This window comes from Rathayibacter sp. SW19 (genome assembly GCF_030866825.1).
Classification (GTDB): Bacteria; Actinomycetota; Actinomycetes; order Actinomycetales; family Microbacteriaceae; genus Rathayibacter_A; species Rathayibacter_A soli.
This window is the reverse complement of the sequence record NZ_CP133020.1, coordinates 236,907-252,740: the sequence shown is the minus strand read 5'-3', so window position 1 is coordinate 252,740 and position 15,834 is coordinate 236,907. Positions and strand designations below refer to the sequence as shown.

Below are 15,834 nucleotides of genomic sequence, written 5' to 3'. Positions count from 1 at the left end.
CGATGAGCGGTGCCGACGTCTTGATCATCGGCGGCGGCTCCGCCGGTTCGATCCTCGCGAACCGACTGAGCGCCGATCCCGCACGCCGGGTCACGCTGCTAGAAGCAGGAAGGCAGGTCACAGATCCGGATGTCGCTCGGCCCGAGTTATGGCCGTTCATTCAAGGCCGCGACTACGACTGGGCGTACGCAACCGAACCACAGCAGCATCTCGCCGGGCGGACGCTTTCCTGGCCTCGGGGCAAAGGACTCGGCGGCTCGAGCAATCTCCATGCCATGGCGCACATGCGAGGCGCCCGCTCTGATTTCGCGGTGTGGGTCGAAGCGACAGGGTCTGACCGATGGTCATGGGACAGGATGCTCCCGCACTTCCGTGTGCTCGAAAGCTATTCAGGCGGCGCAGATGCCATACATGGCGCCGACGGGCCGATGCCGGTAATGTTGCCCGGTGCTGAGGTGAGTCCGGTCGTCGTCGACTACTTGGCCGCGTGGGAGAGCCTCGGGCTCCGTCGCATTTCGGACCACAACAGCGGTGAAATGATCGGCGCAACGCCCAACTCGCTCACCATCCGTAATGGAAAACGAGTAACAGTCGCCGACGCGTACCTCTTTCCTGTGAAGACCCGTCCGAACCTCACCGTAGTCGAGGGCACGCTCGTGCATCGCCTCCGCCTCATCGGCGATCGCGTGAGCTCTGTCGAAGTCTCCCGCGACGGGCACGACGAGATCTTTCACGCCGACACGGTCATCCTGGCGGCCGGCTCGATAGGCGATCCGCTTCTCCTGATGCGTTCTGGAGTCGGGGACAACGTCGTGCTCGCGGCCGCGGATGTGCCGACCGCCCTCAACCGCCCAGACGTCGGCCGCAACCTGCACGATCACCTACTCGGAGCCGGCAACCTCTACCGTTCGCGCAAGACGGTTCCTCCGACGCGCCTGCAGCTGTCCGAGTCGATGACCTATCTGTCTGCCGAGGGAACCGCCGTGACATCCGGTATCGCAGACGTCGTCGTGGGTTGCGTCGTCGCGCCAAGTGTTTCGGAACGATACCAGTCGGCTACCGTCGGGCTCGGTGCGGGCGACGCGTACACGCTCCTGTTCGGGGTGACCCACCCGACCAGTCGCGGCTCGATTCGCATCACAGGCCCCGATCCAAGCGACGCGCCGGTCATCGATCCTGCCTACCTCAGCACAGTGCACGACCGTGCGATGTTCCGGCGTGCGCTTGAGCTCGCCCGTCTCGTCGGAAACTCGGGCGCGATGGCGCCGTGGCGGGCCGAAGAATTGCTGCCGGGCTCTTCCATAGTGGGTCAGGACGCAGTCGACGCGTTCATCGCCCAGGCGGCCATCACCCACCATCACCCCGTAGGCACGTGTCGAATGGGCGCGGACGACGATGCCGTCGTAGACGGCGACCTACGCATGCGAGGAATTGACAACCTCTTTGTCGTCGACGCTTCGGTGTTCCCGGCCATTACGACGGGCCCGGTACACGCGGCAGTGATGGCCGTCGCGGAATCGTTTGCCGCTTCATTCGTCGGATGACGGCCCGGTGCCCCTCGAAAAGGGCTCTGTGCGATTGACGAGTCGCAGGCGCGATCATATACTGATACATCATTCGCAGAATGTAATACGAATAGGGCTCATGCCTGTACAGTGACGTGCGCGTGCCTCCAAACCACACTGCTCGTCAACAGCTCGGCCGGCCTCGAAAGCGTGGGAGTTGACATGGCGATACCGGATTGTGCCATCACGAGAGTCGGAGTCGCGCTCGCAGTCGTCGACGTCGCCCGGCTCACCGACTTCTACGTCGATCGACTCGGTTTCGGCTTGGAAACCTCGTTCGACGATCCCCCTTATGCCATTCTGACGCGTAACGGTATTCGTTTGTCACTCGCCGAGCAGGGCCACGCGGCCTCCGACCTACCGAGCCACGTGATGACGGTTCAGGCCGATCGCGCCCGACCGGCGACGATGCTCATTCTCGAGGTTGACGATTGCGACGCGGTCAGAGCTCGACTCGAAGACGCGGGTGTCAGCTTTCTATCTGACACTTTCCGTCCTCCGTGGGGAGGAGCTCGCTGCTTTATGGCAGACCCAGAAGGGAACCTGATCGAGCTGGAACAGGTCTCATCGGGGTCCGTCGAATAACGACGATGACGACAAGGACAAGGGATGCCCAGCGACAGCGATGTGCTTGACGCAGTAGATGCGCGGAAAGAAACCATTCAACAGGTGGTCGAGTTCGTACACGCGCATCCGGAACTCGGCCACGCAGAGTACGTGTCATCGGCATACCTCGCCGGCCGGCTCGAGGATGCTGGCCTAACCGTCGAGCGCGGCATCGGCGGAATGCAGACCGCGTTTCGTGCGACGCTGAGCGGAGCGATGCCTGGCAACACAGTTGGGCTCGTGATGCTTTACGACGCTGTGCCATCGGTACAGCCCGATGGCTCGATCGTGCCCGTGCACTCCTGCGGTCACGGCCCGATCTCCGGTGGTGTGATCGCCGCGGTGTCGGCGCTCGCAAGCCTCCGTGAGCAACTGGCCGGACAGGTCATTGTTCTCGGTTGTCCGGCGGATGAGATTCACGCTCCCGCCGCACTCACGCGCGGTGGAGGCAAAGCGATCTCTGCGGCAGCAGGCCTCTGGGACGACATGGACGCGGCGCTTTACGCGCATCCCGAATTCATCAACACGGTGTCGAAGAAGTCACTGTACATGCGTCGAGACACGCTTCACGTATTCGGGTCCCGATCTTTAGCCCGAGGTGTCGTTCAAACTCCGATCGTCGCGCTACGCCAATTGATGGCAGCACTTGACGAGAGCGATCCCGCGAGCGTCATGTTGGAACACGCTCGCCTCGACGGGGATGTCGAAGAAGCAACTGGCCTCGTTTTCGACGCGACGGTGCTCCATTTCGCCGGCACTGCGGCCGAGATCACTGCCGCGGCGGGACGGCTGCGCGAGCGGATGCAACTGGGAGAATGGTCGAGCGGTGAGCTCGTTCTCGGGATCCGGCCGAATGATGCCGTCACTTCGGCGGTCGCCGGGGCTTTCCGGGCGGCAGGTCGAGACTTTGTCTACGATCCACCGCCGCTCCCCTTCGCGACAGACTTCGGCAACATATCGCATAGAGTGCCTGCCGCACTTATCGGTGTGGGGCAACCCGGAGGGTGGAGCTACCACACAGAGGCCGGCGCTGCACAATTTGGCTCACGCGCCGGGCTAGAGGCTGCTCTGGACATCGCACGAGTTCTTGCACTATCGGCCACCCGATTGTCTGCGTGGCAAATTGATGCCGTGCTCTGAACCTAGCGAAAACCACGAGTGCATCGAGTTATTCGCGCGCGGTCTCATCGTGTCTTGGTCTCGATACGCTTGCTGACGCTCGCTACTCGACCACCGACACTTGCTGGCGCCGGCCACAGTCAGAACCAGAGACTCAGCGTCGGCGTGATGGGTGAGCGGAACGCGGTGTCGAAGACATCGGCAGATCCGGGCGCCAGCTCCGTGATTCGCCCGGCGCGCACGAGCGTGCGTGCCGACGCGCCGCCGAGGCTCAGACTGCTCAAATCGGTGATGGAAAGTGCCAGCCCAAACGGCGCAAAGTCCGCGAGGGCGGGGCCGCCCGAAGCATCCGCCGCCGATTCAAGCGCCGCATCCGGCAATGGCGCCACGCCGGCCCGCCCATCGGTTCCGATTGCGAGCAGAATACGTCCGTTCGCGTAGCCGAGCGGATCGGCGATGTCGAGCACGAGCTGCGCAGGCGCACTGTAGCTGCGTGCCTCGAGCATCGCTTTAACGTCGAGAATGCGCAACCACAGCTGATCGCTGAGGCCGCTGGTTGTCACCGCGCGCACATCCGAGAGCTGCCAGATCACCGGCTCGTCGACGGAACGCAGCGGCGCAACAACCGAGGTGACCAGGTCGAGGTCGACCAGAAAATGCCACAGGCCGGCGTATGCATCATCCGTTGCAGCGCACAGGTAGCGCACGGTGACGGTGTGCTGGCTGAAGTCCTCGTCGCCACCGCTGACACGATAGACGGTAAAACCCTGGGCGACGCCCGCGGCATCGTCGTAGCGCACCGCGCGCAGGTGCTTGAGCTCATCCTCGTCGTCGCCCATGACTCCGAGCAACTCAGCCCACAATGCGTCGTCGAGCGCAATCTCGCCGGGTTGCCTGCTTCGGGCGCGTTCGAAAACGGGCCGGCCGTCGGCCTGCAGCTGCTCCAACGTCACAAACCGAACCCGACCGGATGCCGTCGGCCCCGCCCAGCGCGCCCGTCGCGTATCGATCGTCAACTGCGCGGCACGCGCGGCCGGGCCGAACCCGTAGCGCGAGTAGATCGTCGCCTCCGACGCCGTCAGGATCGCCGCAGGAACACCAAGCGCGTGAGCGGTGCGCAATTCCGCCTCGAGCAAGGCACGCGCGATGCCGCGGCGCCGGTGCGTCGGTGCGACGGTGACCGAGCTGATGGCCCACGCCGACATATCGTTCTCGCCGGGCAATGCCAGCGGCGCAGGCCAGCTGGAGACGGTCGCGACCGGGGTTGCGGCATCCGTTTCTGTGTCGTCCCAGACTCCCGTCGTGCGCCGATACGCGGTGTGGGCGAGGAGTGCTTCGAGCTGTTTCGGCGACGTGTGCGGCTGGTAGAAGCCGCGGGCATCCGCGTGCAGCCAGGCGGTGAAGGCGGCACGGTCGGCGGTGTCGACGAGGCCGAGCCGCAAGCCGTGCTGCTCCAGTCGCTCAGCTGATTCCGCGTCGACTGCTGCATCTGCAAATGTCATCGTCCCAGGCTATCGGTGACGTGCGACAGCGCAACGGCACGGCCGGTCGAGCGCGGTGGAGCTCAGGCAATCGCGCCAGCGATTGTGCGACCCTTGTCGCCAGCGAGCCTGCGAGCGAGGATTGGAGCGCCAGCGAGAGTATCGAGACCCGGGTTCAGTTCGACAGGCAGCCAAAACGAACCCTGCAGCAGCATTGTTCGGTGCGGTTACGCGAGAAGCGCCGCCGTCAGCGTTGCGTCCATCCAGTGGACGAAGTCTTGCGTTGAGTAGCCGTTCCTCACCACGAGGAGTTCGTACGACTCGGGGCTGGCGATCACCCAGGCCGTATCGCGGGCGGCTTCACGACTGAGCCCCCGACGCAACGAGTCGTCAGGGATGTGCGCCACGATGGATTCCATGGTGCCTCGACGCAGGGATTGCAATTGATCCCAGTCGGCCGCGATCTCGGTGTCCGTCGCTGCGGCATCGCGATAGAGCTTCCAACCGGTTCCGGCCGCCTCAGCCGTCTTGCCCATCAGCGTGGCCAGCAGCGTAATGACCTCGCGTGCCGTCTTCCCTTCGAAAAGGCCGCCGATGCCCCCGGGGGGCCCAAGGTGCTCTGCCAGGCTGGAGGTCAAGGATGCGCGCAGCAGTTCACGCTTGCTGCCCCAGGCCAGGTAGAGGGTCTGCACGGTGACCCCGGCACGGTTGGCAATGCGACTGACGGTCGCGCCTGCGTATCCGTGTTCTTCGAACTCCTCGGACGCGGCCAGCCGCAACCGGTTCTGCGTCCCCAGCCGGGATGCGGCGCCGACCTTCGCCTGACGACTCAGCTCGCCGTCCCCCGTTGAGGTCATGTTCACTACACTATCGGATGCTATAGAGTGACAGTAAAATACATGCGGCTGCTCGACAACCTGTGACTCACATCGCGGACCCCAGCCCCGAAAGCAAGGTCGGCGCGATGTCGGTTGTTCGAGACGTTCCCTGGCGGCGGCCGGGCCGCGCCGCATACGCGCGCCGGCGCATCCGCAATGCCCTTCGCCCACCGGTAACGGTCGTGCCGGCGTCAGCGGAGGTTGCGCAGGAGCGCGATGTCGAGGTACGGATGTGTGACGGTGTCGTATTGCGGGTCAACATTTACCACCCACAGGGCAACGGGCCGTTCCCGGCGATCCTCTCGGTGCACCCGTATGGCAAGGATGCTCTGCCGACCAAGACGCGTCGCGGCACCCACTGCGCGATGCGTGGTGGGAGTCGTTGACGCCGAAACTCGAAGAGATCACCGTGCCGATGCTGGTGTGCGCCAGCTTCTCGGATGCGAACCTGCACAGCATTGGCTCGTTCCGCGCGTTCCAGAACGTCAGCTCGACCGATCGATTCGGGTATCTGCATCGCGGTCCGAAGTGGTCGACGTTCTATGGCGAGGAGGCCAATGCACCCTGCACTGGGATGCTGACCGCCCGGCACGCCTCGAGGTGCCGGTCATCCCTGGGGAAGTCGTTCCCCGAGAAAAGGAGAAAAGGTTATGAGAAGGCACTCATCAGTGGCGCGGCTGTTCACAGCAGGTCTGCTGGCGTTCACGCTGGCGGTGACCGTAACCGCCTGCACCGGTGAGTCGGCATCCACGTCGGCGACCACTACGTCGACAACTGCATCGCAGTCGGCCGAGTCTCAATCAGCCGAGGGCGCGGCGATCGCCTCGATCGTGCGCAAGGCGATGGAGACGTACCAGCTGCGCGCGGTGATCGTGCGGGTCACGACCGGCGACAAGGTCGTCACGACGCAGGCGTTCGGCGATTCGATGACCGGGGTGCCGGCCACCACGGACATGAACTTTCGCAATGGCGCCGTGGCATTCGCCTACATCGGCACGCTGCTGATGCAATACGTAGAACAACACAAGGTGAGCCTTGACGACACGATCGATCACTGGCTGCCCGACCTGCCCGAGTCCAACAAGGTCACCCTCAAGATGCTCACCAACCAGACGACCGGATATCCCGATTTCGAGACAGACCCCGGCTGGACGGCGGCGTTCAACACTAACCCGTTCCAGATCTTCACGTACGACGCGCGAGTGAAGTACGCGTTCGACCGGCCGATGCAGTTCGCTCCCGGCGCGAATTGGAGCTACGCCCACACGAACTTCATGATTCTCGGCAAAATTCTCTCGATGGTCGGCAAGGCTCCGCTTGACCAGTTGCTCAAGAAGAACGTGCTGGACCCGATGGGGCTGGCCCACACGGCCGCGTACACCAGCTCCTACATCCCAGAGCCGGTTCTGCACTCCTTCAGCTCGGAACGACGGGTGCAATTCGGAATTCCTGCGGGCAGCCCGTTCTACGAGGAGTCGACCTTCTTCAACCCGGCGTGGGGAACCCCGGACGGTGCAGCCGAGACGACGACGATCGCCGACATGACCACCACGGCGACGGCCGTCGGCACGGGCAGACTGTTGTCCCGATCCAGCTTCCATGCCATGACCGATCCGAACCTGCTCGGCTTCGGGTATAAGGAGCAGGTCTGCCTGCCGTCGTGCTTCACCCAGGTTGACGGCTACAACTACGGGCTCGGCATCGTGCGCTCCGGTTCGTGGATCCTGCAGAATCCACTGGTCGGCGGGTACAGTGCCACCGAGGCGTACCTTCCGTCGCAGAAAACATCGATCGCGGTGGTCACCACCTTCAAAGAGGGTGCGTTCGACTGCCAAGGGGTTGAGGCGAACTCCAGCGACACGCTCTTCCGGCTGATCGGTGCATACACGTCACCGAAAGACGCGCCGCCGGTTTCACCCACCATGCAGGCGCCGACCGGATGCCACTGAGCGGGCGTGCGAATTGGGCCTCGAGGCGTCAGTACGCGGTGTCAGTCCGGCTGACCGAAGACGTGCTTCATGAGCGCTTGAACGTCGCGATCGAGATAATCGAAACGCCTCTCAACCGCTTCGAACCGGGCATTCATCTCGCCGCGCAGGCCACCGATCTCACCGCGAAGGCCGCCGATCTCACCATGCAGGCCGCCGATTTCACCGCGCAATCCGTTGATCTCACTGCAAATCACGCGCACGAACAACGTCGACACGACCGTGATCATCCCGAAGACCGCAGCGGCGAAGACGCCGATCAGCGGCCACACCGGAGGTTCGGTCATCCCCAACACCCTTCCATTGTGCTCGATCGCTTGGTTCGATGGTAGAGACGGAGGCAGACCGGAGTGGCCCCGGCGGCAGCAGCAGAAGATGTGCACTCGACAACGAACCGCAACCTGTGGAGTACAGATAGTCAGGCTCCGGTGCTCGGTCGACGTGCCGTTAGCCCTTCTTCAGCTCTTCGGCGAACATCACGATGATGCCGCTGGGGCCGCGGACGTAGCTGAGCTTGTAGATATCCTCGTATGTGGCGACGCCGCGAAGCGGGCGGCATCCGTGCCTCGCGGCGATCTCGAGGGCCTCGTCGATGTCGTCGACGGAGAAGGCGACGCGGTGCATGCCAATCTCGTTGGGAAGCGTGGGCTCGGTTTCAATCGCGTCGGGATGGATGTACTCGAAGAGCTCCAGTCGACCGTGACCGTCCGGCGTCTGGAGCATCGCGATCTTCGCGTGGTTGCCATCAAGGCCGACGGCGGTGTCAGCCCACTCCCCACTGACTGTGTCACGGCCGACCACCGTGAGGCCGAGGTCGGTAAAAAAGGAGATCGTTGCTTCGAGGTCGCGAACGGCGATGCCGACGTTCTCAAGTGTGATGGACATACGTTGCATGCTAACCAGTTGGGCATTTCTGAACGTGCGGCGAATGCACGCCGATGTCGAACATTGTAGACAACGATCGACCGTCGGACGGAGGCGGTGGGTCAAGCCTGCGCGCCATGTCCGGTTCAGATTCGGAGCGCAACCAGACCCTGAGTGAATCCCACCGGTACACAACCGTCCCCGGCGACGGATGCTGCCGCAGAATTGTTGTGTACTGCGGCCAGACGATCGCGCCGATCGGAGGGCCGTCAGGATTCGGGCTTGCGATGCTCACTCCGGCAGCGTTTGCAATGTCGCGCACTCCGAGAAAGGGAAGCCCGGCGACCGCCTGCGGCAGCCGATTCTGCGTTTCCAGCCGCGATTCCGCCCCGACCTTCGCCGACGTCGCCCGGGCCACACAAGCACGACGCACGATCCAAGCTGGCTGATGGCCCGAACGGCACCGACGGCCCCTTACCCGGTCAGCCCGAAGCGCACCAGGCTCTCGGCGCTGGCCAGCACGGCATCCTCGTTCGAGCGCGGTGCCCAACCGAGCATCCGCACCGCCTTCTCGTGCGAGACCTGCTTCGCGTCCCCGAGCAGAGGCGCGACATCCCGAAGCGTCCGGTTGACCGGGGCGAGCGTGCGCACGATCCAGTTATGCAGCGTGCGTGTGGGAACACGCGATGCCTGTGCGCCGAGCCGGTCACGCAGTATCCGAGCCATCTCCGGCAGTTGCAGCGGATCCCCCGCGGCCGCGATGAATCGCTGACCCGCGGCATCCGGATGCGTCATCGCCCGCACGTGCAGGTCGGCGACATCGCGCACGTCGACGGCGGACATCTCAATGTGCGGCAGGGCGGGCACCTTGCCGGCCAGCATTCGCTGCAGGAGTTCGATCGAGGTGGACAGGTCGGGCGAGAGCACCGGGCCGAAGATGGCCACCGGGTTCACCACCGCCAACTGCAGGTCGCCGCGCTCGCTGTCGATGAAGTCCCACGCGGCACGTTCGGCGAGCGTCTTCGACTGGACGTATGGCGAGACATTCGGGCCGGTGAGGTCAGTCCAGTCCTCCTCGGTGAGGGTGTGGTCCAGCCGCCCGTGCCCGTAGCCAACCGCCGCGAACGAGGAAGTAAGCACAACCCGCTGCACCGCGGCATCCCGAGCGGCGCGCAGCACGCGCAATGCCCCGTCGCGGGCGGGCACGATCAACTCGTTCGCGTCCTTCGGCTGCGTGACCGGGAACGGGGATGCCACATGCAGCACGTAGGCGCAGCCGACCACCGCTTCGGGCCAGCCGGCATCATCGGTCAGGTCTGCCGCGACGACCTCAAGAGCGGATGCGTCGACGCCGGCCTCGGTCAGCATCGCGCGCAAGCCGCTCTCGCGGGTCAGCGATCGCACTGTGGTGCGCACCCGGTAACCCTGCTCGATCAGCAGGGCGATGCAGTGCACGCCGACGAATCCGGTGCCGCCGGTGACAAGGACCTGTTCTGTGGGCATGTGTGCCTCCTGGGCCGAGCGTAGACCTGATGCGGCCGGGAGCGGTGCCGCGGCACCGCATGACGATCGACGAGCAGCCCATGCCGTACCCGAGCGACTGATCCCTTAGCAACGCTTCGCACGACAACCCCACTAGTGTCGTCGATTTGCGAACGGAAGAGCCCCGTGCTCAGCCGAAAATGCGTGCAGGTAGGCAGACTCCACAACAGCGGGATCCTGGTCCTGCGTCTCCGCCCACGCGACGAGCAGTTCATCCGCATCTGCCAGCTGCCAGATGGACCGCCCGCCGCTGTGGTTTGGCGCCAGACTGCCGTACTGGCGCAAACGGGACCGCAACCCGCGCGTCGCGTTGGCCTTGCCAATGTATAGAACTTCTGCTTCTGCCAGCCACTTGGTCTGCAAATCCTCGACTGGATAAGACAGATCCAGACCGTCACGCTTGCCAATCCTGCTCAGCGCCATGAAGGTCGGCCCGGTTTTGCTGGTTCGCAGCACCACGTAGATTCCAGGCGTCTTCGGCGGCGGCGAAGTTGCCAATTGCGAGAACGGCCTGAACCCGGCGAACCCAGCATGTTCAAGCCCGGAGCGATTCCACGTGCTCGGCAGCGGCACTGGCTTCGCCGGCTCCACACCTCGCGCGGCTAACTCCAAATGGCTGACGTCGAAGCCGACGTCAGCAAACGCTCGTGCGATGGCCGGCCACGCAGACGATGAACGCATCGCGTCAGACGCTCCGGCCGCAAGCTGCAGTAGCCCTTCCGCCAACGCCTTGTCAGCCTGGTTCAGAACGCTCCGAAAGTCCGGGTCCAGCAGGTAGGTATGGTTGTCTGTCGAGAACGCAAGCAGCGCATCCAAAAAGATCTCGAGCATCCGCGAGGCTTCTTGTAGGCGCTCAGTGCCCGCCCCCATGGGGATCAAATCCAGGTGGCCACTCCAGAGCACCTTGTTGAGCGGATCATCGCCCAACGTCAACGCGGTTGCAATATCCGGTGAGTGCACCCCGCCGTCGGGCAGCGCTCGACGAACATCGTAGATGATTTGTTGAAAGTGGTCGTCAGCCAAACCGAAACCGACGAAGAGCAAGTGGTGCGTGATGAGCGTGGCCTTGACGATCGCGGAGAGCGCTTCGCGGTTGGAGTTGTATCCAAGATAGTCGTCTCGGGTCAGCACAATGCTGGCCGGATCATCCACCGACCCATGAAGTTTCAGCAACCATTTTTCACTGCTCGAGGAGGTGTCGTGCGGAATAATCGTGCGCGCGATGCCGGCATCCGCGGATGCCTGCTCGAAAAGCTCATCGTAGTTCAGCGTAATCGCCTGGTCGGTGCCAAGGCTCGCGAGAAGTGTCGGGGCGAGGCCGTATCGCGTCAGCCGCAATTCGTCGACGATCGCTTGAGAGAATCCGCCGTCCGCTTCAGAAGGATTCAGTTTCGACAACTGGAATTTCGCTCGGAGAAAAGCCGCTTGATCCAAGGCGCTGCGGCCCTCTTTCACGAGGCTGGCGCATTCACCCTCCGTGAGGGTGACTCGGGCAGCGAGCCGCTGAATAAGTTCACTCCAACTCGGGGCCCCTGCACTGACGCTGACGCCAGCCCCCATGAACGGCACGAGCTTGCCGCGACGGGCGAACTGCGCCAACTCCTTCGCCTTGTCAAAGAGTCCGGCGTCCGTTAGCTCGGGCCAGCCATCGGATGCGTCTCGCTTGCGCAGCTGTTGTGCCAGGGCGAACGTCTTCGGTTTCTTGTTGACAACAATCACAACATCGACACCGTGCATTGCTGCAGATCGCCGGGCGGTCGTCAGCAGATGAGTGAGCAGCTCACCCCGAATGCTGCCACCACCTCCACCGTCGGCTCCGAAAACCGGCATCGCCAGCAACGGCACCGCACGAGCCATCGCGGATTGCAAAGGTTCGGAAGCCGACGCACGCCGGCTCTTCGCCTGCGTCGCGCCGACCTCGATGAATTGTTCAACAGCCGAATCCAGATCATCGGCACGGGTTACGCCACCCACGGGAACAGCGGTCAGGACAGGTAGTGGCTTGTCATTCGGCCAATCGGCGACGGCGAGCGCGAGCACTTCACCGGAGGTGAACTCATTGCTGCGCATCTTTCGGGCTCGGAGACCAAGCTCGTTGTCTTCTTGCAGCCACTGCGACTTGATGCGATACTCGCGATCGGTGGGCAACATCCAGGCATCACAATTCACATGCCGCAGGTCGGCGAGAATCACGAATACGTGAGATGTCATCATGAGTGCAATGTGACGAATGTGGAACGAATGTGACGCTTTTGGGACAATACAGGGCTCGGCTTTAAGTTCGTTCTTACGCTGATTGCCACTATGCCACGCCTCGCTCGCGAACCTCGACCTTTCCGGTCACAGCCGCACGAGCGTCTTTCCGATGTTCGCACCGTGCATCATGCCGGTGAACGCGTCGAACGCACTGTCGATCCCGTCGTAAATCGTCTCGTCGTAAACGATCTTGCCTTCGGCAACCCAGCCGCGCATCGCCTCCGCGAACCGCGGGGCGAGATGCTGGTAGCTCGGCATCGTGAAGCCCTTGAGCGAGAGCCCGCGAGTGATGATATTCGACGTGTACCGAACACCGCGACCGGCATCGGTCGCGTTGTACCCGGAAATGGCACCGCAGAGCACCGCGCGCCCGCCACCGTTGAAACACCGCAGCGCCGCTTCGAGATGTTCGCCCCCGACGTTGTCAAAATACAGGTCGATACCGTCCGGAGCGACAGATTTCAGTTGGCCGGCGATGTCGCCGTCTCGGTAGTTGAAAGCCGCGTCGTAGCCGTATTTCGACGTCAGAGTTTCGACTTTCAAAGCTGTTCCCGCACTGCCGACTACCCGGGATGCGCCGAGCAGGCGGGCGATCTGCCCGACCATCGTGCCGACGCCGCCCGCAGCTCCGGACACGAAGACGACGTCTCCCTCCTTGATCCCGGCAATCTCACTCAGACCGACCCAGGCCGTAATCCCGGTCAGGCCGAGAACACTCAGGTAGAGCGACGGCGAGTGTCCGGGAATGGCTGGGACGGAGCGGAAGCTCTCCGCCGACCCCTGGGTGACATCGCGCCAGCCGTGTTGGTGCAACACCAGCGTGCCGACGGGCAGTGACCCGGATGTGGACGCCACAACTTCGCCGACAGCCGCGCCCTGCATCGTCACACCGAGGGCGAATGGCGGAACGTAGGAGCGTCCTTCGTTCATCCGCCCCCGCATGTACGGGTCGACGGAGAAGTAAGTGTTGAGCACGCGCACCTCGCCGTCCCTCAGCTCTGGCAGCTCGACCTGCACACGAGCAACGTTCTGGGCGGTCGGCTCACCCTTGGGACGGGAGACGAGTTGCCACTGGATACTGGAGTTCGTGCCGGTGTTCGAGGTGGGATCTGAGGCCATGCGTCCGATCCTACGTCGCGGCGCGGAGCCCAACGGCCGGCAGTATCACACCGTCGATCAGCGACAGCAGGAAGGCGCGGTCAACCGGCTTTCGCAGGATCATCACCCGATAGGTCGCCATCGACGGGCTGATCAGCGCCAGGGCATCCACGTCGGTGTCCGCCGGGATCTCACCGCGGTCGATCGCACGCTGCAGCAGGATGCGGTTCACCCTCGCCCGCGGTTCGACCAGAGCCGCATTCGCAGCGTCTGCCAGTTCGGGTGCACGCGACAACATCGAGATCACACCAGCCATCACCTGCAGCTTGCGTTTGGCATCGTCAATATTGTGCGGCTTGATCAGCGCGACCAAGTCACCACGCAGCGTTCCGGTGTCGGGCAGATGGTCGTAGTCAATGTCACTGGACTTCATGCACGAGACGGCGTCGAGCACCAACTCGGCCTTGGACGGCCAGCGCCGGTAGACCGTCGCCTTCCCGGCCTTCGCACGGGTGGCGACCATGTCCATGGTCATGCCGTCATAACCGATCTCCGCGAGCACATCGATCGCCGCATCGAGAATCTCGGGGTCACGAGTGTGATCCCGCTTGCGACCGAGCTTCGGCGTCGGCTCGGTGGCCGGCACCGCCGCCGACGCCGCCATCATCCCTGCTGCGGATTGGTCAAGGTCAAGCTGCGCCATTGCGGCCATCCCCTCCTTCAGTTGTCAAGCCCGATCATACCGCATTACGGATATAAAGAGTTTTGGAACTTTCTATATCCGAAACTACTTGGTCTCGTATATAGTAATCGTCATGTCTGAAACTTCCCCAACAACCGGCGACACCCAGGTCGCCGCCCCGCACCGCTGGTGGACCCTCGCCACGGTCGCCCTCGCACAGCTGATGGTGGTGCTCGACGCCACCGTCGTGAACATCGCACTGCCCTCCGCCCAGACCGACCTCGGATTCTCCAACGCCGACCGCCAATGGGTGGTCACCGCATACTCACTCGCCTTCGGCAGCCTCCTGCTTCTCGGCGGACGCGTCTCCGACCTGATCGGCCGCAAACGCACCTTCATCATTGGCCTGATCGGGTTCGCAGGTGCATCGGCCCTCGGCGGTGCCGCCACCTCGTTCGGGATGCTCGTGGGCGCCCGAGCCTTGCAAGGCGCCTTCGGAGCACTCCTGGCCCCGACCGCGCTCGCCGTGCTGACCACAACCTTCACCATCCCCAAGGAACGTGCCCGCGCTTTCGGAGTCTTCGGCGCGATCGCCGGAGCCGGCGGCGCAATCGGGCTGCTGCTCGGCGGTGTGCTCACCGAGAACTTCGACTGGCGCTGGAACCTGTACATCAACGTGATCATCGCGGTGGTCGCAGTCATCGCCGCCTCGTTCTTCGTGCGCAAGGCCAACCGCGTCGGGCCGCGTCCCAAGCTCGATGTACCCGGCACAGTCCTGGTCTCGGCCGCCCTGTTCTCGCTCGTCTTCGGATTCTCGAATGCCGAGACCGACGGCTGGAGTTCGCCTGCTTCGTGGGGCTTTCTGACGGCATCCGCAATTCTGTTGATCGCGTTCGTGACCTCACAGCGCCGGGCGGCGCATCCGCTTCTGCCGTTGTCGATCGTGCTCGACCGCAACCGTGCAGCGGCATACAGCGCCGTGCTGATCGCCGGCGTCGGCATGTTCGCCGTCTTCCTGTTCGTGACCTACTTCCTGCAGGTTTCGCTGCACTACACGCCGATCCAGACCGGCGTCGCGTTCCTGCCCATGATTGGCATGCTCATTCTCTTCGCGCAGCTGTCGACAAACATCTTCGTGCCGCGGTTCGGGCCGAAGATCATGGTTCCGATCGGAATGGTCATCGCGGCGACCGCCCTGGCCTACCTGACTCAGCTGGACCTGAACAGCACGTACGCCGCCGACATCCTGCCGCCCCTGATGATCATGGGCGCCGGCATGGGCACGATCATGCCCGCGTCGATCCAGACCGCGACCCTCGGTGTCGAACGCGGCTTCGCCGGGGTCGCCTCAGCGATGGTGAACACCAGCCAGCAGGTCGGCGGATCGATTGGAACCGCGCTGCTCAACACGATCGCTGCGAGCGCTGCGACCGCATATGCGACGGCACATCTTCCGAATACGCCGGGCGTCGTGGCGGATGCCGCGGTGCACAGCTACTCCGTCGTGTACCTGTGTGCGTCGGCGTTCTTCGCCTTCGGCGCAGTGCTGACCGCGCTGCTGTTCCGTCGACGCAACCAGGGACTGTCGCTGGCGAACGCTGCCGCTGCTGGTCCTGTGGCGCTGGCCGAACCTGTTGCGGTGCGTTAGCGGTTCGTTGGTCGAGCGGTGCGCTGGGCAGACCGCTCGCGGCCGTCTCGACGTGTAGCCCGTGAGGCGCGAGCCGGCGTATAGAGACCTGGCAACCCGGTCTCGAT

At 63.7% G+C, this 15,834-nt stretch carries 14 protein-coding genes; 6 read left to right on the top strand and 8 right to left on the bottom strand.

The window, feature by feature from the left end; translation table 11 throughout:
- Positions 1–2: 2 nt before the first annotated feature.
- From QU604_RS01215 to QU604_RS01205, 3 genes are all read left to right on the top strand, one after another.
- Positions 3–1,544: a GMC family oxidoreductase gene (locus QU604_RS01215; RefSeq protein ID WP_308466974.1), complete on the top strand. Its 1,542-nt coding sequence runs from the start codon at positions 3–5 to the stop codon at positions 1,542–1,544.
- Positions 1,545–1,727: 183 nt separating this feature from the next.
- Positions 1,728–2,150 (top strand): VOC family protein, encoded by a 423-nt coding sequence (locus QU604_RS01210; RefSeq protein ID WP_308466973.1) that lies wholly within the window; start codon positions 1,728–1,730, stop codon positions 2,148–2,150.
- Between the two features lie 24 nt (positions 2,151–2,174).
- The gene (locus QU604_RS01205) at positions 2,175–3,311 is read left to right on the top strand and encodes a M20/M25/M40 family metallo-hydrolase (protein WP_308466972.1); all 1,137 of its coding nucleotides are present in this window, start codon (positions 2,175–2,177) and stop codon (positions 3,309–3,311) included.
- Positions 3,312–3,430: 119 nt separating this feature from the next.
- Here QU604_RS01205 and QU604_RS01200 read toward each other — a convergent pair whose 3' ends face one another.
- Entirely contained in the window at positions 3,431–4,792 is a 1,362-nt protein-coding gene (locus QU604_RS01200; protein WP_308466971.1) for a GNAT family N-acetyltransferase, read from the bottom strand.
- Between the two features lie 206 nt (positions 4,793–4,998).
- Positions 4,999–5,628: a TetR/AcrR family transcriptional regulator gene (locus QU604_RS01195; protein ID WP_308466970.1), complete on the bottom strand. Its 630-nt coding sequence runs from the start codon at positions 5,626–5,628 to the stop codon at positions 4,999–5,001.
- Positions 5,629–5,735: 107 nt separating this feature from the next.
- On the opposite strand from QU604_RS01195, the gene QU604_RS01190 reads away from it, so the two are divergent.
- A complete protein-coding gene (locus QU604_RS01190) occupies positions 5,736–6,035 on the top strand; it encodes a CocE/NonD family hydrolase (protein WP_308466969.1) in 300 nt (99 codons plus the stop codon).
- Positions 6,036–6,299: 264 nt separating this feature from the next.
- Positions 6,300–7,598, top strand: a complete 1,299-nt coding sequence (locus tag QU604_RS01185) for a serine hydrolase domain-containing protein (protein ID WP_308466968.1) — start codon at positions 6,300–6,302, stop codon at positions 7,596–7,598.
- A 41-nt stretch (positions 7,599–7,639) separates the two neighbouring features.
- Here the strand turns inward: QU604_RS01185 and QU604_RS01180 are convergent, their stop codons facing one another.
- From QU604_RS01180 to QU604_RS01155, 6 genes are all read right to left on the bottom strand, one after another.
- Positions 7,640–7,924, bottom strand: coding sequence for a hypothetical protein (locus tag QU604_RS01180; RefSeq protein ID WP_308466967.1), 285 nt, complete (start codon positions 7,922–7,924; stop codon positions 7,640–7,642).
- Positions 7,925–8,084: 160 nt separating this feature from the next.
- The gene (locus QU604_RS01175) at positions 8,085–8,522 is read right to left on the bottom strand and encodes a VOC family protein (protein WP_308466966.1); all 438 of its coding nucleotides are present in this window, start codon (positions 8,520–8,522) and stop codon (positions 8,085–8,087) included.
- A gap of 453 nt (positions 8,523–8,975) precedes the next feature.
- A complete protein-coding gene (locus QU604_RS01170; RefSeq protein WP_308466965.1) occupies positions 8,976–10,004 on the bottom strand; it encodes an SDR family oxidoreductase in 1,029 nt (342 codons plus the stop codon).
- A gap of 132 nt (positions 10,005–10,136) precedes the next feature.
- Positions 10,137–12,257, bottom strand: coding sequence for an SIR2 family NAD-dependent protein deacylase (locus tag QU604_RS01165; RefSeq protein ID WP_308466964.1), 2,121 nt, complete (start codon positions 12,255–12,257; stop codon positions 10,137–10,139).
- Positions 12,258–12,383: 126 nt separating this feature from the next.
- The gene (locus QU604_RS01160) at positions 12,384–13,418 is read right to left on the bottom strand and encodes an NADP-dependent oxidoreductase (RefSeq protein ID WP_308466963.1); all 1,035 of its coding nucleotides are present in this window, start codon (positions 13,416–13,418) and stop codon (positions 12,384–12,386) included.
- 10 nt (positions 13,419–13,428) lie between these two features.
- Positions 13,429–14,100: a TetR/AcrR family transcriptional regulator gene (locus QU604_RS01155; RefSeq protein WP_308466962.1), complete on the bottom strand. Its 672-nt coding sequence runs from the start codon at positions 14,098–14,100 to the stop codon at positions 13,429–13,431.
- 112 nt (positions 14,101–14,212) lie between these two features.
- On the opposite strand from QU604_RS01155, the gene QU604_RS01150 reads away from it, so the two are divergent.
- Positions 14,213–15,727: an MFS transporter gene (locus QU604_RS01150; protein WP_308466961.1), complete on the top strand. Its 1,515-nt coding sequence runs from the start codon at positions 14,213–14,215 to the stop codon at positions 15,725–15,727.
- Positions 15,728–15,834 lie beyond the last annotated feature (107 nt).